Annotated in this window: 23 protein-coding genes; 20 read left to right on the forward strand and 3 right to left on the reverse strand. The window is 70.7% G+C overall.

The genetic code is table 11. From position 1 onward, the window contains the following. Positions 1-47: 47 nt before the first annotated feature. The 18 genes from tpiA (at position 48) to E8M80_RS08520 (ending at position 17,517) form a co-directional block, all read left to right on the forward strand. A complete protein-coding gene (gene tpiA, locus E8M80_RS08435) occupies positions 48-788 on the forward strand; it encodes a triose-phosphate isomerase (protein ID WP_206035598.1) in 741 nt (246 codons plus the stop codon). A 70-nt stretch (positions 789-858) separates the two neighbouring features. After that, on the forward strand, positions 859-1,173 hold the full coding sequence (gene secG / locus E8M80_RS08440; protein WP_137125234.1) for a preprotein translocase subunit SecG: 315 nt from the start codon (positions 859-861) through the stop codon (positions 1,171-1,173). 90 nt (positions 1,174-1,263) lie between these two features. Then, positions 1,264-2,898 carry a CTP synthase gene (locus tag E8M80_RS08445; protein ID WP_137125235.1) on the forward strand — a complete coding sequence of 545 codons (1,635 nt, stop codon included), beginning with the start codon at positions 1,264-1,266 and terminating at the stop codon, positions 2,896-2,898. Positions 2,899-3,252: 354 nt separating this feature from the next. Next, a complete protein-coding gene (argC, locus tag E8M80_RS08450) occupies positions 3,253-4,230 on the forward strand; it encodes an N-acetyl-gamma-glutamyl-phosphate reductase (RefSeq protein ID WP_137125236.1) in 978 nt (325 codons plus the stop codon). Positions 4,231-4,537: 307 nt separating this feature from the next. After that, the gene (gene kdsA, locus E8M80_RS08455; protein ID WP_137125237.1) at positions 4,538-5,359 is read left to right on the forward strand and encodes a 3-deoxy-8-phosphooctulonate synthase; all 822 of its coding nucleotides are present in this window, start codon (positions 4,538-4,540) and stop codon (positions 5,357-5,359) included. A gap of 30 nt (positions 5,360-5,389) precedes the next feature. After that, positions 5,390-5,605, forward strand: a complete 216-nt coding sequence (locus tag E8M80_RS08460) for a hypothetical protein (RefSeq protein ID WP_137125238.1) — start codon at positions 5,390-5,392, stop codon at positions 5,603-5,605. 77 nt (positions 5,606-5,682) lie between these two features. After that, positions 5,683-5,985 (forward strand): hypothetical protein, encoded by a 303-nt coding sequence (locus E8M80_RS08465; RefSeq protein WP_137125239.1) that lies wholly within the window; start codon positions 5,683-5,685, stop codon positions 5,983-5,985. Between the two features lie 533 nt (positions 5,986-6,518). Continuing rightward, on the forward strand, positions 6,519-7,385 hold the full coding sequence (locus E8M80_RS08470; RefSeq protein ID WP_137125240.1) for a hypothetical protein: 867 nt from the start codon (positions 6,519-6,521) through the stop codon (positions 7,383-7,385). Positions 7,386-7,476: 91 nt separating this feature from the next. Beyond that, a complete protein-coding gene (gene eno, locus E8M80_RS08475; protein ID WP_137125241.1) occupies positions 7,477-8,754 on the forward strand; it encodes a phosphopyruvate hydratase in 1,278 nt (425 codons plus the stop codon). A 236-nt stretch (positions 8,755-8,990) separates the two neighbouring features. Beyond that, a complete protein-coding gene (locus tag E8M80_RS08480) occupies positions 8,991-9,320 on the forward strand; it encodes a septum formation initiator family protein (RefSeq protein ID WP_240789949.1) in 330 nt (109 codons plus the stop codon). 251 nt (positions 9,321-9,571) lie between these two features. Further along, entirely contained in the window at positions 9,572-10,627 is a 1,056-nt protein-coding gene (pdhA, locus tag E8M80_RS08485) for a pyruvate dehydrogenase (acetyl-transferring) E1 component subunit alpha (protein WP_137125242.1), read from the forward strand. Between the two features lies 1 nt (position 10,628). Beyond that, entirely contained in the window at positions 10,629-12,008 is a 1,380-nt protein-coding gene (locus tag E8M80_RS08490; protein WP_137125243.1) for a pyruvate dehydrogenase complex E1 component subunit beta, read from the forward strand. A 12-nt stretch (positions 12,009-12,020) separates the two neighbouring features. Next, complete coding sequence (locus E8M80_RS08495; protein WP_137125244.1) at positions 12,021-13,337, forward strand: pyruvate dehydrogenase complex dihydrolipoamide acetyltransferase; 1,317 nt, start codon at positions 12,021-12,023, stop codon at positions 13,335-13,337. Further along, positions 13,334-13,822: a GNAT family N-acetyltransferase gene (locus E8M80_RS08500; RefSeq protein ID WP_137125245.1), complete on the forward strand. Its 489-nt coding sequence runs from the start codon at positions 13,334-13,336 to the stop codon at positions 13,820-13,822. Before E8M80_RS08495 ends, E8M80_RS08500 begins: the two co-directional genes overlap by 4 nt. After that, the gene (gene lpdA, locus E8M80_RS08505; RefSeq protein WP_137125246.1) at positions 13,822-15,216 is read left to right on the forward strand and encodes a dihydrolipoyl dehydrogenase; all 1,395 of its coding nucleotides are present in this window, start codon (positions 13,822-13,824) and stop codon (positions 15,214-15,216) included. The genes E8M80_RS08500 and lpdA overlap by 1 nt, the downstream gene beginning before the upstream one ends. Next, the gene (locus E8M80_RS08510; RefSeq protein WP_170979284.1) at positions 15,194-16,033 is read left to right on the forward strand and encodes a bifunctional 2-polyprenyl-6-hydroxyphenol methylase/3-demethylubiquinol 3-O-methyltransferase UbiG; all 840 of its coding nucleotides are present in this window, start codon (positions 15,194-15,196) and stop codon (positions 16,031-16,033) included. The genes lpdA and E8M80_RS08510 overlap by 23 nt, the downstream gene beginning before the upstream one ends. A 40-nt stretch (positions 16,034-16,073) precedes the next feature. Beyond that, entirely contained in the window at positions 16,074-17,036 is a 963-nt protein-coding gene (gene lipA, locus E8M80_RS08515) for a lipoyl synthase (RefSeq protein ID WP_137125248.1), read from the forward strand. A 1-nt stretch (position 17,037) separates the two neighbouring features. Continuing rightward, positions 17,038-17,517, forward strand: coding sequence for a type II toxin-antitoxin system RatA family toxin (locus E8M80_RS08520; RefSeq protein WP_137125249.1), 480 nt, complete (start codon positions 17,038-17,040; stop codon positions 17,515-17,517). A 3-nt stretch (positions 17,518-17,520) separates the two neighbouring features. Here the strand turns inward: E8M80_RS08520 and E8M80_RS08525 are convergent, their stop codons facing one another. Then, positions 17,521-18,414 carry a glycosyltransferase 61 family protein gene (locus E8M80_RS08525; protein WP_137125250.1) on the reverse strand — a complete coding sequence of 298 codons (894 nt, stop codon included), beginning with the start codon at positions 18,412-18,414 and terminating at the stop codon, positions 17,521-17,523. Continuing rightward, entirely contained in the window at positions 18,411-18,956 is a 546-nt protein-coding gene (locus E8M80_RS08530) for an amino acid synthesis family protein (protein WP_137125251.1), read from the reverse strand. The genes E8M80_RS08525 and E8M80_RS08530 overlap by 4 nt, the downstream gene beginning before the upstream one ends. Positions 18,957-19,030: 74 nt before the next feature. Between E8M80_RS08530 and E8M80_RS08535 the strand changes: the two genes are divergently transcribed. Together E8M80_RS08535 and E8M80_RS08540 are read left to right on the forward strand one after the other, a co-directional pair. Then, on the forward strand, positions 19,031-20,098 hold the full coding sequence (locus tag E8M80_RS08535) for a low specificity L-threonine aldolase (protein WP_137125252.1): 1,068 nt from the start codon (positions 19,031-19,033) through the stop codon (positions 20,096-20,098). A gap of 62 nt (positions 20,099-20,160) precedes the next feature. Beyond that, positions 20,161-20,982, forward strand: a complete 822-nt coding sequence (locus tag E8M80_RS08540; RefSeq protein WP_137125253.1) for a GIDE domain-containing protein — start codon at positions 20,161-20,163, stop codon at positions 20,980-20,982. Positions 20,983-21,000: 18 nt separating this feature from the next. Here E8M80_RS08540 and E8M80_RS08545 read toward each other — a convergent pair whose 3' ends face one another. After that, positions 21,001-21,540, reverse strand: a complete 540-nt coding sequence (locus E8M80_RS08545; RefSeq protein ID WP_137125254.1) for a DUF882 domain-containing protein — start codon at positions 21,538-21,540, stop codon at positions 21,001-21,003. Positions 21,541-21,576: the final 36 nt, after the last annotated feature.

Genomic DNA, 21,576 nt, shown 5'->3' on the forward strand with positions numbered 1-21,576 from the left:
CCGGTAACCGGGTCGCCAGGTTCGAGGAGATGCCCATGACCCCCGGAGTGCGCCCCCTGATCGCCGGCAACTGGAAGATGCACGGGATGGCCGCCGATGGGCTCGCCCTGGCGCGGGCGGTGGCGGCGGGGGCCGGGGGCCTGCCGGCGGACCTCGTCGTCTGCCCGCCCGCCACGCTCCTCGCGGCCTTGGCCGCGGCGCTGGCCGGCGGCCCGGTCGCGGTCGGCGGGCAGGATTGCCACGCGGCCGCCAAGGGCGCCCATACCGGGGACATCGCGGCGCCGATGCTGGCCGATGCGGGGGCGCGCTTCGTCATCCTCGGCCATTCCGAGCGCCGGGCCGCCTACCGCGAGACCGACCCCACGGTGCGCGCCAAGGCCGAGGCCGCGATCGCCGCCGGGCTGACCCCCATCGTCTGCGTCGGCGAGCCCGAGGACGACCGCCTGCTCGGCCGGGCCGAGGAGGTGGTCGCCGAGCAGGTCGCGGGCAGCCTGCCGGAAGGCTTCGGCGCGGCCGGCGGGGTCGTCGCCTACGAACCGGTCTGGGCGATCGGCACCGGCCGGACGCCGACCGAGGCCGACATCGCCGCCATGCACGCCATGATCCGCGCCCGGCTGGTCGCCGCCTTCCCGGGGGCGGGGGCGACGCTGCGCATCCTCTATGGCGGCTCGGTGAAGCCCTCGAACGCGGCCGCGATCCTGGCGCTGCCGCATGTGGATGGCGCGCTGGTGGGTGGCGCGAGCCTTGTGGCGGAGGATTTCCTCGGGATCGCGCGCGCCGCGGCCTGAGCCCTCGCCAGGACGCTCGCGTCATCCCTACTGGCAGCGCCCGGCCGCCTCCGCTAAAAGCCCCGGCACCATGACCACCGTCCTGCTCGTCCTCCATCTTTTCGTCACCCTGGCGCTGATCGGCGTCGTGCTGCTGCAGCGCAGCGAGGGCGGCGGCCTCGGCGTCGGGTCGTCCGGCGGCGGCATGGGGTCGTTCATGGGCGGGCGCGGCACCGCGAACCTCCTGACGCGCGCGACGGCGATCCTCGGCGCGCTGTTCTTCTCGATCGCACTGACGCTCGCCATCCTGAACAAGGGGGCGTCGCAGCAGAACCGCTCGATCCTCGATTCGCCGCCGGCCAGCGTGCCCAGCCTGCCCGCCGCCCCGGCCGTGCCCACCAACTAGTCCAGTCTTCGCAATCACTTCCGGGCGCTTGGCCGCCCCGCCAATCGCGCGGGTGGCGGCATCACGCGCGAGTTGTTATGGAGGGCGCCCATGGCGCGGTTCGTCTTCATCACCGGCGGCGTGGTCTCCTCCCTCGGCAAGGGCATCGCCTCCGCCTCCCTCGGCGCGTTGTTGCAGGCCCGTGGCTACAAGGTCCGGCTGCGCAAGCTCGACCCCTACCTCAACGTCGACCCGGGGACGATGAGCCCCTACCAGCACGGCGAGGTCTACGTGACCGACGACGGGGCCGAGACCGACCTCGACCTTGGCCACTATGAACGCTTCACGGGGGTGCCCGCCCGCAAGCCGGACAACTGGACGACCGGGCGGCTCTACCTCGACGTGATCGCGGCCGAGCGCCGGGGCGACTACCTCGGCGGGACGGTGCAGGTCATTCCGCACATCACCGACAAGATCAAGGAAGTCATCCAGGCCGAGACCGACGGCTACGACTTCGTGCTGGTCGAGATCGGCGGCACGGTCGGCGACATCGAGAGCCTGCCCTTCCTGGAAGCCATGCGCCAGCTGGCCAACGAACTCGGCCCGCAGCGCAGCCTGTTCGTGCACCTGACGCTGGTGCCCTACATCCCGTCGGCCGGCGAGCTCAAGACCAAGCCGACGCAGCACAGCGTGAAGGAGCTGCTCGGCCTCGGCATCCAGCCGCAGATCCTGCTGTGCCGCTGCGACCGGCCGATCCCGGAGAACGAGCGCCGGAAGATCGCGCTGTTCTGCAACGTGCGCCCGGAAAGCGTGATCCCGGCGCTCGATGCCTCGACCATCTACGAGGTGCCGCTCGCCTACCACCGGGAGGGGATGGACCGGGAAGTGCTCCGCCATTTCGGCCTCTCGGCCTATGGCGAGCCCGATCTCGGCCGGTGGGAGCGCATCGTGCAGGCGGTGAAGGAGCCGGAGGGCGAGGTCACCATCGCGATCGTCGGCAAGTACACGAACCTGCTCGACGCCTATAAATCCCTGTCCGAGGCGCTGACGCACGGCGGCATCGCGCACAACGTCAAGGTGCGGCTCGACTGGGTGGACAGCCAGATCTTCGAGGACGACGCCGAGGCGGTGGCGCGGCTCGAGCATGTGCACGGCATCCTGGTGCCCGGCGGCTTCGGCGAACGCGGCACCGAGGGCAAGATCGAGGCGGTGCGCTTCGCGCGCGAGCGCCGCGTGCCGTTCTTCGGCATCTGCTTCGGCATGCAGATGGCCGTGATCGAGGCGGCGCGGAACCTGCTCGGCATCCGGGGCGCGTCCTCCACGGAATTTGGCCCCTGTGCCGAGCCGGTGGTCGGGCTGCTGACCGAATGGCTGCGCGGCAACGAGGTCGAGCGACGGGATGCGCGCGGCAACCTCGGCGGCACGATGCGCCTCGGCGCCTATCCGGCCGCGCTTGCCGAGGGATCCCTGGTGCGGGAGGTCTATGGCGGCGCTGGGGCCATCGAGGAACGCCACCGCCACCGCTTCGAGGTCAACGTCGCCTTCAAGGACCGGCTGGAGGCGGCGGGGCTGCGCTTCTCGGGCATGTCGCCGGACGGCGTGCTGCCCGAGATCGTGGAGTACCCGGACCACCCCTGGTTCATCGGCGTGCAGTACCACCCGGAACTGAAGTCGAAGCCGTTCGACCCGCATCCGCTGTTCGCGGGATTCGTGGGGGCGGCGGTGAAGCAGGCGCGGCTGGTGTGACGCGGGCGGGGATGGGCCTTGCCCCTCCCCTGAACCCCACCCCACCAAAGGCCGAAAGGCCTTTGGGAACCGTCACCTGGTGCCGTGCAACTCGGTGAAGACCGTGTTGACAGGCGTTCGGGCGAACACCTAGCGTCGCGTCATGCACGGGCTTCACCTCAGCACCGCAGGCCGACGCCGCCGCAATGTCCTTGCGGCGGCTCGCGTGGCTGCGTGCAGACAGGCCCCTGCCCCGGTGAGGCCCGCCCCGTAGCGGTCCACCTCCAAGGGGCCATCGGCCCGCATCTTCAGACCCCCGCAGCCCCCGGCTTCGGGGGTTTTTCTTTGCCCCCACCCCAGCAACAGGACACCAGGATGAGCATTCGCATCGGCATCGTCGGAATCAGCGGTTTTGGTGGCGGCGAGGCGATGCGCCTGGTCGCGAATCACCCGTCTTTCGAACTCGTCTACGCCGCAGGCGAGGGCAGCGCCGGCAGCCGATTGGTTGACCGCTTCCCTGGCGTGCCGGCCAGGCTCGCCGGGCTGGTGATCGAGAAGTGGGACCCCGCGATCCTGCCGCAGCTCGACCTGCTCTTCGCCTCTCTCCCCACCGGCAGTTCGGCACAGGCGCTGGCGCGCGTCCCCAGGGAGGTGAGGATCGTCGACATCGGCGGCGACCACCGATACGCCGAAGGTTGGGCCTACGGCCTCGCCGACGTCTGGCCAGCGCGGATCGAGGGTCAGGCGCGCGTTGCCAATCCCGGCTGCTTCCCCGCGGCGACGCTGAACGCATTGGCGCCGTTGCTGGTGAACGGACTCATCGAGCCCGGCAACATCGTGATCGACGCCAAGACCGGCATCTCCGGTGCCGGTCGTGGCGGCGCCGACAACAGGTTCGGCTTTGCCGAAAGCAACGAGAACCTGGCGCCCTACGGCCTGCTCCAGCACGTCCACATGCCCGAGATGGCCAGCACGATCGAGCGGCTGAGCGGCGGCAACGCGGCCGGGCTCGTGTTCACGCCACACCTGGTGCCCATGACCCGCGGCGTGCTCGTCACCATCTACTGCCGTGGCAGCGCCACCACCGGGCAATGCCTGGACGCGGCCCGGCGCTTCTACGCCGATCGGGCGTTCGTCCGCGTCACCGACACGCCGCCGCAGACCAAATGGGCGACCGGCTCGAACCTCTCATTCGTCAGCTATGCAGCCGATCCGAAGCGCAACCTGGTGATAGCGATGGGCGTGGTGGACAATCTGGGCAAGGGCGCGGCCGGCCAGGCCATACAGAATGCGAACCTGATCTGCGGCCTGCCGGAAACCGCAGGGCTGGAAGGCCTCCCGGTCTGGCCGTGAGGCCTCTCGCGGATCCGTCTTGTCCGTCGCTGCCGCGCCTCGGCGTTGCGCGGAGGGGACAAGCCGGCAGGGACGCCAGGCGTCGTCGGGGTGAACCGCCGATGCCTGGCCCTCATGGCGACCGCGGCTGCAGTCCGGGCCCCGAACCTCCGCGGGAGAGGTAGCCGGGCTTGCCTGCGCCCGCAGGAGGGTTCGCCAAGGCCTCTCGGCCTTTGCCGCGGCGCGGGCGAGACGGGCGGACGCCCTCTCGCCACCAGTGCCGCCAAGGCCCTAGAAGCTCAGTAGTCTAGCGAAACAGAGGCTCCTGATGCGCCACGTCAAAGTCGGCCCCGTCACCATCGGCAACGACAGGCCGCTCGTGTTCCTGTGCGGCCCCTGCCAGATCGAAAGCCGCGCCCATGCGCTCGAGATGGGCGCCGCGCTGGCCGAGATCGCCGCCGCTGCCGGCGTGCCGCTGATCTACAAATCCTCCTTCGACAAGGCGAACCGCACCTCGGTGAATGCCGCGCGCGGCATCGGCATGGCGGAAGGCCTCGCGATCCTGGCCGAGGTGCGCGACACGACCGGCCTGCCGACGCTGACCGACGTGCACGCCTCCGAACAATGCGCGCCCGCGGCCGAGGCCGTGGACGTGCTGCAGATCCCGGCCTTCCTCTGCCGCCAGACCGACCTCCTGCTGGCGGCCGGGGCGACGGGGCGCGCGATCAACGTCAAGAAGGGCCAGTTCCTGGCGCCCTGGGACATGGTCAACGTCGCCGCCAAGATCGCCTCCACCGGCAATCACAGCATCCTGCTCTGCGAACGCGGCTCCTCCTTCGGCTACAACACGCTGGTTGCCGACATGCGCTCCCTGCCGATCATGGCGCAGACCGGATACCCCGTGGTGATGGATGCGACCCATGCCGTGCAGCAGCCGGGCGGGCAGGGGACCAGCAGCGGCGGGCAGCGCGAATTCGCGCCCGTCCTGGCGCGCGCGGCGGTCGCGGTCGGCGTCGCAGCGGTGTTCATCGAGACGCACCCCGACCCCGACCATGCGCCGTCCGACGGGCCGAACATGATCCCGCTGCGGCAGATGCCGGCGCTGATCGCCCGCCTCAAGGCCTTCGACGCGCTCGCCAAGTCGGGCTGAGCCATGGCGCGCCCGCCCGGCCTGCCGCCCATGCCGCGCCGCCCCATCGTGGCGGCGGTGCTCGCGGCCGCGATGGCGTTCGTGCTCTGGTGGTCCGTCCCTGCGGCGTTCCGCACTATGGCCGCCGCGGGCTGGAACCCGGAGGTGGTGCTGGTCGCCCTCGGCGCGCACGCGATCTTCGTGGCCGCCTTCGGCTGGATCGTCTGGCTGTTCTGGGCCGGGCGGCGTCCGGGGGATGGCGGGTAGCGACCCGCGGCCGCGCGGCGCAAGGCTTCCTTCACCCCCGCGGGCGTAGTCAGGCGAGGTCGCATCCCGGGGGTTGCATGCGGATCGCGTATCTCGACGACGGAAGCGCCGTGCCCGACTACGAGCCTGGCGACCTTGTGCGCCTGCTCCGGGACGAACCCGGCGATCCGGTCACGGCCCATGCCGGCGAATGGGGGGAAGTGATCCGCAACCGCGGCATCGCCGGCGTCGATGTCCGCCTGGCGGGGCATTCCCGGCCGCGCACCGACCCTCTTCCGATCGCGACGGGCCTGCCATCGCGCATCCTGGCCCCCTGCGACCGGGCAGGCCTGCGCATCGAACTCCAGCGCGACCTGCGCCAGACGCGCCGCAACGGCTGACACCGGCGTTCGAGGTCTTCGAGCGCTTGCATCGACCTTTGAATGCCCTCGGGCGCGTCGTGCCGAAGGCGCGCCTGCGGTGTGACGTGGAACCCTCAGGTTTCCCTGGCTTTCGCCGGATGTCTGGCGGGCCGCATGCGCGGCCCTCGGCTTCGCCGCACCTGCGGCGGGCGCCATTCGGCGCCTCGGCCCCGCGGACGGCAGGTCAGACCTTCGGTCGCCTAGTATGACAGGCCCGGCGCTGGTCCGGCCACGCCGGGACCGCACCCTGTCCCGATGCCTTCATGGCCGTCCGGCGCGATGTCGACGCGCTGGCGCAGACCCGGCTTCGCGACCCGCGCGGCGCCGAACGGGATGCCTTACCGACCGCCATGCATTCCCGACCCGACCACGCGGACGCCGATCCCTGCCCCCGCGCCGCCAGCCGGACCGCCCCGGCTGGTCGCAGCGGTCGAGGCCACCCATGCCCGCCCCGGTCCTGCCGCAAGGGCGTCGCCTGCTGTAGGCTCTGCCGAACACCGAGGAGGGTCGCCATGCGCCGCCGGAACCTGCCTGTCCTGCTGCTGCTGCTGTCCGGATGCACCGCCGCGCCCTTCGCGCCCCTGCCCCCGGCTGCGCAGCACGCCGCGCTCGTCACCGCCGCGGACCTGCGGATCGGGTTGGTGGTGGACCACCTCGCGGCGCGGGAACGGGCGGAGGTCGAGCAGGCGGCCTCGCTCCGCTTCGCCGCTGGCGGCACGGTGCCGCGCAGCCTGCCCCCGCTCGCGACGCCCGTGGCCGGGGCGGTGCTCGACCCCGGGATGGACCTGGTCGCGATCCAGGCGCGGCGCGTCGCGGCGCTGTCGCTCGGCACGGCGCCGGCCGACCAGACGGAGGCCGCCGCCGCCCTCGGCCGCGTCGAGGCCGCCTTGGCCGGGCTGCGCGCCGTGCCGGCCCGTTGGCCCTCCGAGGCCGAGCGCCGCCGCGGGCTTGAGGGGTTGCGGAGCCTGGCCGCCCCGGTCCCGTCCGGCATGGACGCCGCCCGGCTGGCCGTCGAACGCCAGGCGGCGCTCGAGGCCGGCGTCGCCTTGCTGCAGGCGGTGATGGGCCAGGATGGGCGCGCGGCGCTGCGCGGCGCGCTGGCGCAGCGCCACGAGGCCTGGCGCGCCGCGCAGCGCGGCGTGCTGGAGGCGGCCCGCACCGACCGCAACCTGACGCCGGCCGACCGCATCGCGCTCTGGAACCGCGTGCAGGCGGCGCTGGCCGGGGATCCGCCGGACCTGCCGGCGGCCGAGGTGGTGGCCGCGCTCGGCGCGCTGCCGGCCGCACATGCCGCAGCCGGAGCGGGGGATGCGGCGGGCCTCGCGGGGCTGCAGGCCGCGACGGCGCGCCTGCAGGGCGTGATCGTGCAGGCGCGCTGACGGCAGGCCGCGCGGTTTCGCGGCGCCGGACCTTTTCGCCGCCGCCGCCCCGGTGTAGCCACGCCCGGAACCTTCCCCGGAGCCCGCCCGCATGGCCGCAATCGCCGACATCATCGCCCGCGAGGTCCTCGACAGCCGCGGCAACCCGACCGTCGAGGCCGAGGTGGTGCTGGAGACCGGGGCGCGCGGCCACGCCATCGTGCCCTCCGGTGCCTCGACCGGCGCGCATGAGGCGGTGGAACTGCGCGACGGCGACAAGTCCCGCTACGGCGGCAAGGGCGTGCTGAAGGCCTGCGCGAATGTCGAGGGCGAGATCTTCGACGCGCTCTCGGGCATCGACGCCTTCGACCAAGTCAAGATCGACGAGACGCTGATCGAGCTGGACGGCACGCCGAACAAGGGGCGGCTCGGCGCCAATGCCATGCTGGCGGTGAGCCTGGCGGTCGCCAAGGCGGCGGCGGTCGACCTCGACATCCCGCTCTATCGCCATGTCGGCGGCGTCTTCGCGCGCACGCTGCCGGTGCCGATGATGAACATCATCAACGGCGGCCAGCATGCCGACAACCCGATCGACATCCAGGAATTCATGATCATGCCGATGGGCGCCGGCACGATCGCCGACGCCGTGCGGATCGGGTCCGAGGTGTTCATGGCGCTGAAGCGTGCGCTGCACGATGCCGGGCATTCGACCAATGTCGGCGACGAGGGCGGGTTCGCGCCGAACATCGGCTCGGCCGACGAGGCGCTGGGCTTCATCGCCAAGGCCTGCGAGGCGGCCGGCCACCGGGTGGGCGAGGATGTCGTCTTCGCGCTCGATTGCGCGGCGACCGAGTTCTTCCGCGACGGCCGCTACGCCATGGAGGGCGAGGGCAAGACCCTCGATGCCGGCGGCATGGTGGACTATCTGGCCGGGCTTTGCGCCAAGTGGCCGATCGTCTCGATCGAGGACGGCATGGCCGAGGACGACTGGGACGGCTGGAAGGCGCTGACCGACCGGCTCGGGGCCAGGGTGCAGCTGGTCGGCGACGACCTGTTCGTGACGAACCCCGAGCGCCTGCGCCAGGGCATCGAGCGCGGCACGGCCAACGCCATCCTGGTGAAGGTCAACCAGATCGGCACGCTGACCGAGACGCTGGAGGCGGTCGAGACCGCCCACCGCGCCGGCTACCGCGCGGTGATGAGTCACCGCTCCGGCGAGACCGAGGATGCGACGATCGCCGACCTCGCCGTCGCCACGAATTGCGGGCAGATCAAGACCGGCTCGCTGTCCCGCTCGGACCGGCTGGCCAAGTACAACCGGCTGATCCGGATCGAGCAGGGGCTGGGTCCCGCGGCGCGCTACGCGGGGCGTGGCGCCATCCGCCGCTGAGCCAACGCACGGGTCAGATGGCGCCGGCCGGCATCATGCGCCAGGCCACCGGGCGAAGATGCCGTGCCGGGGTGGGCTGGCTACGCGCATGCATCTTGGCGAAGCCGCAATCCCTTCCCGGTGGCGCAGCCGGGGGGGCGCCGAAGAAAAGGCGCCGCGACCGCACCTTCGTGCTGGACAAGAAGGCGGCGCATTGATTCTCTTGCGCCGTCTCAGTTTATGGAGCCAACCGCCTGATGCGGCTGCTGTCGGCCATGAAGCGCCTGGCCAGGGCCATGGTGCTTCCGGTGCTGTTCCTCTCGGTCACGGGCTATTTCGTCTGGCATGCCCGGCATGGGGAGCGGGGCACGCTGGCGCATGAGCGGCGGCTCGAGCAGATCCGCCATGCGCGTGCCGACCTGGCGGCGGCGGAGGCCGAGCGCGACGCGCTGGAGCGGCGCGTCGCCGGCCTGCGCGGCGACCGGCTGGACCGCGACCAATTGGACGAGCGGGCCCGCTCGCTGCTCAACCTCGTCGCGCCGAATGAGATCGTTGTGCCCTACGGGCCGGAGCGGCGGCTCTACTGATACGGGGCCTGCGGAACAATTCGGCGATGCGGCGGGGGGTTCCCCGCCACGCTGATGCGCGGAGACGGCCCGATATCGTAATTTTATTGCGCGCCTACCTCGCTTCGCGTGTTCCGGCAAGGACTTAACCGTGAATTGGTTAATCGCCGTATTGCATTGCAATAACACGCTTTTTTCGGCGCGCTCGGCTTGCGCGCTGGCCGGACGCCGCCCTATGTGACGCAAAGATCGCCTTTCCGGAGGAGCGCCGCATGGCCAAGGCCGCCGATACCAGCCCCAAGCGCCGTGGGCGCGCCAAGGAACCGCCGATTTCCCGGGACGACCTGCTGCGGGCCTATCGCGACATGCTCCTGATCCGCCGCTTCGAGGAAAAGGCGGGCCAACTCTACGGAATGGGGCTGATCGGCGGCTTCTGCCATCTCTACATCGGGCAGGAAGCGGTCGTGGTCGGCATGCAGATGGCGCTGAAGCCGGGCGACCAGGTCATCACCTCCTACCGCGACCACGGGCACATGCTGGCGACCGGCATGGAGGCGCGCGGCGTGATGGCGGAGCTCACGGGCCGCATCGGCGGCTATTCCAAGGGCAAGGGCGGGAGCATGCACATGTTCTCGCGCGAGAAGGGCTTCTACGGCGGGCATGGCATCGTGGGCGCGCAGGTGAGCCTCGGCGCGGGCCTCGCCTTCTCGAACTGGTACCGCGAGAGCGACAACGTGGCGGTCGCCTATTTCGGCGAGGGCGCCTCGAACCAGGGCCAGGTCTTCGAGAGCCTGAACCTTGCCGCGCTGTTCAAGCTGCCCTGCATCTTCGTGATCGAGAACAACAAGTACGGCATGGGCACGAGCGTGGAACGCGCGAGCGCGTCCCGCGACCTGTCGCAGAACGGCGCCCCCTGGGGCATCCCCGGCGAGCAGGTGAACGGCATGGACGTGATCGCGGTGCGGGAGGCGGCCGAGCGGGCCGTGGCGCACTGCCGCGCCGGCAAGGGTCCCTACCTGCTCGAGATGAAGACCTACCGCTATCGCGGCCATTCCATGTCCGACCCCGCCAAGTACCGCACGCGGGAAGAAGTGCAGAAGATGCGCGAGACGTCGGACTGCATCGAGACGGTGCGCAAGACGCTGCTGGAGCAGCTCGGCGTGGCCGAGGCGGAGCTCAAGGTGATCGACGACGAGGTGAAGGCGATCGTGCAGGACAGCGCCGACTTCGCGCAGGAGAGCCCGGAGCCGCCGGAGAGCGAGCTCTGGACCGACGTTCTCGTGCCAAGCGCCGCCGGTGGCGGCGCGTCCAGCGAAAGGGCGAAGTGAGATGGGTGCCGTGATCCTGATGCCGGCGCTCTCGCCGACCATGACCGAGGGCAAGCTCGCGCGCTGGCTCAAGAAGGAAGGCGACGCGGTGCGTTCCGGGGACGTGATCGCCGAGATCGAGACCGACAAGGCGACCATGGAGGTCGAGGCGGTCGACGAGGGCACCATCACCTCGATCCTGGTGCCCGAGGGCAGCGAGGGCGTGCAGGTGAACAGCCCGATCGCGGAACTCGACGGCGGCGCCGGCGGCGCGGCCGAGACCGCGCACGGCATCACCAACAAGAACGCGCGCGAGAACGAGAAGATGATCGCCGATGCTGGCACCGCGCTTCGCGCCGACCCCACCGTCCCTGCCGCACCCCGCGCGCCCGAGATGCAGCCCGAGCGCGACTGGGGTCCCACGAAGCCCATCACGGTGCGGGAGGCGCTGCGCGACGCCATGGCCGCCGAGATGCGCGCCGACCGCGATGTCTTCCTGATCGGCGAGGAGGTCGGCCAGTACCAGGGTGCCTACAAGATCAGCCAGGGCCTGCTCGACGAATTCGGCCCCAGGCGCGTGATGGATATGCCCATCACCGAGCACGGCTTCACCGGCATGGCGGTGGGCGCGGCCTTCACCGGCCTTAAGCCGATCGTCGAGTTCATGACCTTCAACTTCTCGATGCAGGCGATCGACCAGATCATCAACTCGGCCGCCAAGACGCTCTACATGTCGGGCGGGCAGCTCGGCTGCCAGATCGTCTTCCGCGGGCCGAACGGCGCGGCGTCGCGCGTCGCCGCCCAGCATTCGCAGTGCTACGCGTCCTGGTACGCGCATTGCCCGGGGCTGAAGGTGGTCGCGCCCTGGAGTGCGGCGGACGCGAAGGGCCTGCTGCGCGCCGCGATCCGCGACCCGAACCCGGTCATCGTGCTCGAGAACGAGATCATGTACGGGCAGACCTTCGACTGCCCGACGGCCGAGGATTTCGTCTTGCCGATCGGCAAGGCGAAGGTCGAGCGGCCTGGCACGGATGTCACCATCGTCGCCTTCTCGATCATGGTCGGCATGGCGATGCAGGCGGCCGAGAAGCTGGCCGAACAGGGCATCAGCGCCGAGGTCGTGAATCTCCGCAGCCTCCGACCGCTGGATACCGAGACCATCGCGAACTCCGTCCGCAAGACGAACCGCCTGGTGACGATCGAGGAAGGCTGGCCCTACGCCGGCATCGGTGCCGAGGTCGCGATGCAGATCATGGAGACCTGCTTCGACCACCTCGATGCGCCGCCGGTGCGCGTGCACGGGCTCGACATCCCGATGCCCTATGCCGCGAACCTCGAGAAGCTCGCGCTGCCCCGCCTCGAGCAGGTGGTCGAGGCGGCGAAGCGCGTCACGTACAAGTGAGGGGCTGAGACCATGGCGACGAACATCCTGATGCCGGCACTCTCCCCCACCATGACGGAGGGCAACCTGGCGCGCTGGCTCAAGAAGGAGGGCGACACGGTCAAGGCCGGCGACGTCATCGCCGAGATCGAGACCGACAAGGCGACGATGGAAGTCGAAGCGGTCGACGAGGGCATCCTCGGCAGGATCCTGGTGCCCGACGGCACCCAGGGCGTGAAGGTCAACGACGTCATCGCCGTGCTTGTCGAGAAGGGCGAGGATGTCCCCGCCGACGCCTCGTCCGGGCCGAAGCCGAAGCCCGCGGAGGCGCGCGCGGCTGAATCCGGCTCCGAGCCCGAGGGCAAGCCGGAGCCGAAACCGGCCGCGAAACCCTCCGCGCCGCAGGACGCGCAGCGCGAAGCCGCGGCCCCGCCGACGAGGGCGGACGGGGAGCGCATCTTCGCGAGCCCCCTCGCGCGGCGCATGGCGCAGCAGGCCGGGCTCGACCTGGCCGGCGTGAAGGGGTCCGGCCCCAACGGCCGCATCGTGAAGGCGGATATCGAGGCGGCGCTGTCGCGCGGCCCCGCCGCGGCGCCCGCGCCGGCGGCCGCCCCCGCGGCGAAGCCCGCCGCCGCGCCGGTCGCGGTGACGGCCCCGCATACCGCGGTGCCCAACAGCAGCATGCGCAAGGTGATCGCGCGCCGCCTGTCTGAATCGAAGGCGACCATCCCGCATTTCTACGTGACGATGGACATGGAGATCGACGCGCTGCTGAAGCTGCGCGCCGACCTCAATGCGCGCTCGCCCAAGGATGGGCCGGGCGCCTACAAGCTGTCGGTCAACGACCTGGTGATCAAGGCGACCGCCGCGACGCTCCGCCGCTTCCCCGCCTGCAACGCGACCTGGACCGAGGATGCGATCCTCCAGTACCACGATGTCGACATCTCGGTGGCGGTGAGCATCCCCGAAGGGTTGATCACGCCGATTGTGCGGAGCGCCGACCGCAAGGGGCTGGCGGCGATCAGCGCCGAGATGAAGGACCTCGCCGCGCGGGCGAAATCCGGCAAGCTGAAGCCCGAGGAATTCCAGGGCGGCGGCTTCTCCATCTCCAACATGGGCATGTATGGCGTCTCGGACTTCTCGGCGATCATCAACCCGCCGCAGGCCGGCATCCTCGCCGTCTCGGCCGGGCTGCAGAAGCCGGTGGTGAAGGACGGCGCGCTGGCGATCGCAACGGTGATGACCTGCACGTTGTCGGTCGACCACCGCGTCATCGACGGCGCGCTGGCGGCGGAATTCATCCAGGCGCTGAAGCGCACGATCGAGGATCCGCTGAGCCTGCTGCTGTGACGACACCGGCTATCCGGGAGGCGGTGCCCGCCGACGTGCCGACCATCGCCCGCTTCGTCCGCGCGCTGGCCGAGTACGAGCGGCTTGCCCATGAGGCGCGCGGCACGGAAGCCGACTTCCACGCCGCGCTGTTCGGCACGCCGCGGCGCGCCGGCTGCCTCATCGCGGAGGTGGACGGCGCGGCCGCCGGCATGGCGCTCTATCACTGGACCTTCTCCACCTTCCTCGCGAAGCACGGGCGGTGGCTCGAGGATCTGTGGGTCGAGCCAGCCTATCGCCGCCGCGGCATCGCGCGCGCCCTGTTCGCGCGGCTGGCGGCCGACACGCTGGCCGAAGGCGGCGGGCGCCTCGCCTGGAGCGTGCTCGACTGGAACGCGCCGGCCATCGCGACCTACGACGCGATGGGCGCCGAGGCGCTGAAGGAATGGATCACGCGGCGCCTGGCCGGCGACGCGCTCGCAACCCTTGCGAAGGAGGCCGCGTGATGGCCGAGACATTCGACCTGGTGGTGGTGGGCGGCGGCCCCGGCGGCTACGTGGCCGCGATCCGCGCGTCACAGCTCAAGATGAAGGTCGCGCTGGTCGAGCGCGAGAACCTCGGCGGCATCTGCCTGAACTGGGGGTGCATCCCGACCAAGGCGCTGCTCAGGGCCAGCGAGATCAACCACCTGCTGCACAGCCTCGACGCCTATGGCTTCGCGGCCGACAATGTGCGCTTCGATTTCGCGAAGGTGGTGAAGCGTAGCCGTGGCGTCGCAAGCCAGCTCAGCGGCGGCGTGAAGCACCTGCTGAAGAAGAACAAGGTCACGGTCTTCGACGGCCACGCGAAGCTGGCCGGCCCCGGCAAGCTCGCCGTGACCAAGGACGGAAAGCCGGTGGCCGAGCTCGCGGCCAAGCACATCATCCTCGCCACCGGCGCGCGCGCCCGCGTGCTGCCGGGCATGGAGCCCGACGGCAAGCTGATCTGGTCCTACCGGGAGGCGATGGTCGCCCCCGCGCTGCCCAAGCGGCTCATCGTCATCGGCTCGGGCGCGATCGGCAGCGAGTTCGCGTCCTTCTACCTCAACATGGGTTCCGAGGTGACGCTGATCGAAGCCATGGACCGCATCCTGCCGGTCGAGGATGCGGAGGTCTCCGCCTTCGTCCACAAGGCCTTCGAGAAGCAGAAGATGAAGGTCATCGTGGGCGCCAAGGTGCAGGGCGTGCGCAAGGAGGGCGACAGCGTCGCCGCCATCGTTGAAGCCGGCGGCAAGGTCACAGAGATCAAGGCCGACCGCCTCATCAGCGCGGTCGGCATCGTGGGCAACGTCGAAGACCTCGGCCTGGAAGGCACCAAGGTCCAGGTGGACCGCACGCATGTCGTCACCGACTCCATGGGCCGCACCGGCGAACCCGGCATCTACGCCATCGGCGACCTGACCGGCCCGCCCTGGCTGGCGCACAAGGCGTCGCACGAGGGCATCATCACCGTGGAAGCCATCGCGGGCATGCATCCGCACGCCATGGACGTGCTCAACATCCCTGGCTGCACCTATTGCCGCCCGCAGGTCGCGAGCGTCGGCCTGACCGAAGCCGCGGCCAAGGCGAAGGGCTACGAGCTGAAGGTCGGCCGCTTCCCATTCATCGGCAACGGCAAGGCGATCGCGATGGGCGAGCCCGAGGGCTTCGTGAAGACGGTGTTCGACGCCAAGACCGGCGCGCTGCTCGGCGCCCATATGGTCGGGCCGGAAGTGACCGAAATGATCCAGGGCTACGGCATCGCCCGCACGCTGGAGACGACCGAGGCGGAGCTCATGCACACCGTCTTCCCGCACCCGACGGTGTCGGAAGCGATGCATGAATCGGTGCTCGACGCCTATGGCCGCGTCATCCACATCTGACTGGCGGCGCCTCAACCAGGCCAACTGGGACGAGCGCACGGCCTTCCATCTCGGCCCGCGCGGCTACGATCTATCCTCGCATCGGGCGGGACGTGGCCGGCTCGATGCGATCGTGGAGGCGGAGATCGGCGATGTCTCCGGCCTGTCGATCCTGCACCTGCAGTGCCATCTGGGCGACGACAGCGTGGCCCTGGCGCAGCGCGGGGCGAAGCGTGTCGTGGGCGTGGATTTCAGCCCGCCGGCGCTGGCCGCGGCACGCAGCCTCGCCGCCGAATGCGGCCTGACCAATGCGCGTTTCGTGCTCTCGGACGTGCTGGCCGCGCCGGCCGTCCTGCCGGGCGAAGCGGGCGCCTTCGACCTCGTCTTCACCAGCTGGGGCACGATCTGCTGGCTGCCGGACCTCGAGGCCTGGGCAGCGGCCATCGCCTTCGCGCTGCGCCCGGGTGGGGCGCTCTACTTCGCCGACATGCACCCGGTGGCGCGGGTCTTCGACGATGGCGGCGCCTGCGCCGATGGCTTCCCCGGCTGGCGCTTCCCCTATTTCGAGCCCGGCCCCTGGCGGCTCGACGATCCGGCCGACTACATGGATGCTGAGGCGCGGCTGACCAACAGCCTCACCGTCGAGTTCCAGCACCCCCTCGCGTCCATCCTGGCCGCGCTGCGCGGGGCGGGACTCGGCCTTGACTGGCTGCGGGAGCATCCGTGCCTCGTCTGGAAGCCCTTCGCCGGCTGCCTGCGCGACGCGCAGGGCCTCTGGACCTGGCCGGACCGGCCATGGCTGCCGCTGGCGCTCAGCCTGCGGGCGGTGAAGGCATGAGGCCCTCGTCGTCGCCCGCAAGCGGATCTATATGCCGGTCATGACCACGCGCGTCGAAATCGACCATCGCAAGGGCGCCGACCGGCACCCGGAGAAGGCGCACCGCCCGGACAACCCCATCCAGCGCAAGCCCGCCTGGATCCGGGTGAAGGCGCCGACGCACCCAATCTACCACGAGACCCGCGCCCTGATGCGCGAGCACAAGCTGGTCACGGTCTGCGAGGAAGCGGCCTGCCCCAACATCGGCGAATGCTGGTCGCAGCGACACGCCACCATGATGATCATGGGCGAGACCTGCACGCGCGCCTGTTCCTTCTGCAATGTCGCCACCGGCATTCCGAAGGCGCTCGACGCCGATGAGCCCCGCCGCGTGGGTGAGGCCGTCGCCGCGCTCGGGCTGAAGCACGTGGTCGTCACCAGCGTCGACCGCGACGACCTGGCCGATGGCGGCGCCGAACACTTCGCGCGGACCATCCGCGCCATCCGCGCCGCCGCGCCCGGCACCACCATCGAGATCCTGACGCCCGACTTCTTGCGCAAGGAGGGCGCGCTGGAGGTGGTGGTCGAGGCCCGGCCGGATGTCTTCAACCACAACCTCGAGACCGTGCCGGCGCTCTACCCCACCATCCGCCCAGGCGCGCGCTACTACCATTCGCTGCGGCTGCTCGACCGCGTGAAGCAGCTCGACCCCTCGATCTTCACGAAGTCGGGCCTGATGGTGGGGTTGGGCGAGAAGCGGATCGAGGTGCTGCAGGTGATGGACGACCTGCGCTCCGCCGATGTCGATTTCCTGACCATCGGCCAGTACCTGCAGCCCACCGTCAAGCACGCCGCCGTCGACCGCTTCGTCCCGCCCGACGAATTCGAGGACTACGCGAAGGCGGCCCGCGGCAAGGGCTTCCTGCTCGTCTCGGCAACGCCGCTGACCCGCAGCAGCTACCATGCCGACCGCGACTTCGCGGCGCTTCGCGACGCGCGCGCGGCCAGGCTGGCGCGCGCCTGACATGCCGACCCACGCCGAGCGCAAGATCCTCCGCTACACGCCGGAGCAGATGTTCGACCTGGTGGCCGATGTCCGCCGCTACCCGGAATTCCTGCCCTGGTGCGTCGGCGCGCGCGTGCTGACGCGCGACGAGCAGGTGCTGGTCGCCGACCTCACCATCGGCTTCAAGATGTTCCGCGAGACCTTCCGATCCCGCGTCGGCCTCGAGCGCCCGGGCCACATCCACGTCACCTACGAAACGGGACCCTTCCGCTACCTCAACAACCACTGGCGCTTCCGCCCGGTGCCGGAAGGGGTGGATGTCGACTTCTTCGTCGACTTCGAGTTCCGCTCCCGCATCCTGCAGATGGCGATCGGCGTCGTGTTCAACGAGGCGGTGCGCCTGATGGTGCGCGCCTTCGAACGGCGCGCCATGGCGCTCTATGGCCGGAATGCCGTGCCGGTTCCCTCGGGCCGCCCCGCGCCCTCCGCCAGCGGCTGAGCCTCAGCCGAGGGCTGACAGCGCCTCGAGCACCGCCGCGGGTGGGACCGCGGCGTGGTCGTGCGCCTGGATCGCCGGCTTCCAGCCGAGGCCGAGGGTCCGGCAAATGCCCGAGAAGTACCTAACGTGCAGGATCTGCGGCACCGGGCGTTTCTGCGGATTCGGCAGGATCTCGACCAGCCCGGCGCCGGGCCTGGCCCAGATCATGTGCGCCAGGCCCGCCCCGTGCTGCCCGACCACGCGCCAGGCGCGGGAGAACAGCATCATCTGCTCGAACAGGTCGCAGTCCTCGAGCCGCACCGCGACGGTGTCGCCGACCGCCGCCAGCGCCTCCTGCACCTCGGCCAGGTTCGGCACGCTGCGGCGCGACGCGCCCGAGCCCCGGACCTCCGACGCGCCCGTCTGGTAGAAGGCCGGGGCGGGCGCGCGGTCCACCAGCAGCACCATCCGGTCGGAGGCGGCGGCCGGCCATCGCGCCGCGGCGGCGGCGATCCGGTCCGCATAGAGGGCCTGCATCGTCTCCCGCACCCGCAGGAAGCGGTCGCGCCGATAGGCCTCGGGATGGTCGAAGCCGGGGGCGATGAGCCGGGCCAGCCGGCCATCCGCGACATTGGCCGCGATCACGGAGGACAGCACCATGTGCGGGCTCGTCAGGCCGATGCGGAAGTCGTCGAGCTGCTCCAGCAGGCGGTTCATCGGCCCGCAGTCCCGCAGCACGAACCTGTGCCCGTGCCGGAGCTCGTGGCAATGCTCGATGAAGGGCAGCATGTAGCCGAGCAGGAAATGGTAGAAATGCTGGACCGAACCGCCGAGATTCGCCGGCACCAGCATCAGCCTCGGCCCCTCGCGGGGCTCCTCGTCCTCGATCGGCGCGATGCCCATGGGCACGGCACTCACCGTGGCGCGCCCTCCCCGATCCGGTGCAGCAGGCGCCCGCCGTCGGCCAGCGCGATGACGACCAGGATCTCGTCCGACCGGGGCGCATCGCCCAGGCTGACGGTGATCGCGTCGAAATGCCCGCGCGACCAGGCGTCGTCCTTGTGCCCGAGCGGCAGGTCCAGCGCCGCCCCCGGCGCGCCGATCTTGGCCGCCGAGGGGATCAGCGCCGCACCGCCGCCGATCGCGGCCCTGAGCGGCGCGCCCATGCGCGGGTGCAGCAGCGCGTGGCCGTGCTCGATCTCGCCTGCCAGCCCGACCACCGCGCCCTTGCCATAGGAGACCGCCGGCCCGTCGAGCAGGCGCAGCAGGTCGGGCGCGACGCGCGCGGCGAGTTCCGCCCCGGCATCGACCAGTTCCGAGAGATCCTCGGCGAAGCGCCCGGCGAAAGGGTTGGCGATGGCGACGAGCGCCACGGCCCGCACCACCGGCCGCGCCCCCTCCCGGCCCATCTCCGAAAACGCCTGCTCGCGCAACAGCGCGAGCTTGCGGATGGCTACCATGCCCCGTCCCCCTCTGGCCGGATCGTCGCGCAGGCGGCATCCTCCGCGCAACAGCCCAGCAGGACGCCACACCCATGGTCCACGCCCCGAACCGCCCGCCCGCCGGCGCGCCGCCCGTGCGCATCAACCTCTATTCCGACACGCAGACGCGCCCGACGCCCGCGATGAAGGACGCGATGATGCGGGCCGAGGTCGGCGACGAGCAGCATGGCGACGACCCGACCGTGCATGCTCTCTGCGACCGCATGGCGGCGCTGATGGGCAAGGAGGCGGCCGTCTACCTGCCGTCCGGCACTATGTGCAACGTCATCGCCATCCTCACGCACTGCTCCAAGGGCGACGAGGTCATCGCGCACGAGACCAGCCACATCCTGCACAGCGAGGGCGGCACCCATGCCGCGCTGACCGGCGTGCAGATCATGCCGATGAAGGGCCCGCGCGGCATGTTCACGGCGGAGGACGTGCGCGCCGCGATCCGGCCGAAGACCCGCTACGCGCCGCCGCAGCGGCTGCTCGAGGTCGAGCAGACGGCCAATATCGGCGGCGGCGCGGTCTGGCCGCTGGCGCAGCTCAACGCCGTGGCCGACGTGGCGCACGAACAGGGCTGGGCGACGCACATGGACGGCGCGCGGCTGATGAACGCCTGCGTCGCCGCCGGCATCGCGCCGGCCGACATGGTCGCGAACTACGATTCCGTGTGGCTCGACTTCACGAAGGGCCTCGGCGCGCCGCTCGGCGCCGTGCTGTGCGGGACCGATGAGTTCATCGGCCGCGCCTGGCGCTGGAAGCAGCGGCTCGGCGGCTCGATGCGCCAGGCGGGCATCTGCGCCGCCGCCTGCCTCCACGCCCTCGACCACCATGTGGACCGGCTGGCGGAGGACCATGCGAATGCGAAGGCGCTCGCGCGCGGGCTGCGCCAGGTCCCGGGCGTGGTGGTCGAGGAACCGGACACGAACCTCGTCTTCTTCGACATCAAGGGCGCCGGCATGACCGTGGAGAAGCTGCAGGCGAAGCTGCAGATGCGCGGCGTCGCGGTCTCGGGCCTCGGCGGCCGCGTGCGGGCCTGCACGCATCTGGATGTGACGGCGCCAATGATCGAGGAAGCGGTGGCCGAGATCCGGGCGGCCCTCACCGCCGCCTGAAGTCTCGAACACGCCCTGAGGCCACCGCGCCAGCGCCGTGTTTCCTGCCGGGGGAGATCCGCATGAGCTCGATGCCTGTCGCGTTCTTCGCCTTCTTCATGCTCTTCCCGATTGTCATGATCGGGCTCGGCATCGGGATCGCCGTCTGGTCGAAATACGTCGCGCGCACCATGGCCCGCATGCGACCGGTCGAGATAGCGGACCTCGTGCCCGGTTATCGCGTGATCTGGGGACATGTGGGGGACGGGAACCTGCGGGCCCCGCTCTCGGGCCGCCGCTGCGCATGGTTCGAGGCCTGGGTCGAGGAACTCCGGCCATCCGAAACCCTCCAGCGGCGCAAGCACGAGCAAGCGCCACAATGGGAACGCGTCTTCCTCGACAGCAGCGACCAGCCGCTGCGGGTGACGGACGGCAAGGCGTCGTGCCTCGTCGCCCCGGAAGGCGCGCGCGTCTACGAAACCGCCTGGAGCGCCTGGGAAGGCGAGAGCGCGACGCCCGACCGCAGCGCCGGCGAGCCGGAACTGAACCCGGGCAGCTACAGCCCGCCGACGCTGCGCGTGACGTCCACCTTCAACTCGGTCTTCGGCTCCTCCCCGGTGCGCTATCGCTATGTGGAGCGCTACATCTTGGCGGGCGACCCGATCTTCGCCATGGGCGAGGCCGAGCCACGCCGCGCCCGCCGCCCCGCTGCCGGGGGCGACGGAGCCGCCGTGCCCGCCGCCTTCCGCATCCGCAAGCCCGAGACGCGCCAGCCCTTCGTGATCTCAGCGCAGGATCCCTCGGAGGTCCTTGCTGAAAACCAGCTCGCCGCGACCGGCGGGATCATCCTCGCGGTGATGGGCGCGGGCGGCGCCTTCATACTGTGGAAGCTGCGCCACGGCTGAACCGGACGGGCGCGGCCCCTACAGCATCCGGGTCCAGGACGCCTGCGGCCCGATGTCCATGTGGGTGAAGGACCCGTACCAGCCGATGCCCATGAAGCCGAGGTAGTGGGACAGCGTCGTGGCCTGCGTCACCACGTCGGACTGGGACAGGCCGGGCACCACGATGTCCGCCGCCATGCCCCGCATGTGCAGGCTGTTGGGCGCGGCATTCGGCAGGGACGCATTGGTCGCCGGCGTCCGGTAGCCGGAGATCAGCCGGAGCGGCCGGGTGTAGCCGAAGCGTTCCTGCAGCAGGGAGAGCATGTCGACCAGCAGCGGCGGAATAGGGCCGGGTGTCTCCGCCCGCAGGTCTCGGAACAGATGCTGCAGCCGCGCGAAGGCCGGGCCGCTGTAATCCTGCCCGGCGCGATAGGCGACCGCCACCTCCTCGCCGGCATTGTTCTGGATCCAGATCCAGCGTTCTCGGGCGGGGGTCGATGCACGCGCGGCCCCGCCGCCGGCCGCGGCGAACGCCGCCGCGCCGGCCAGGAGGCGCCGCCGGGATAGGGCTGCGGTCATGGGCCTCTCAACGAATCCTTAATTTGAGACTAAGCG

This window comes from Roseomonas sp. HF4 (assembly GCF_005222755.1).
Lineage (GTDB): Bacteria > Pseudomonadota > Alphaproteobacteria > Acetobacterales > Acetobacteraceae > Neoroseomonas.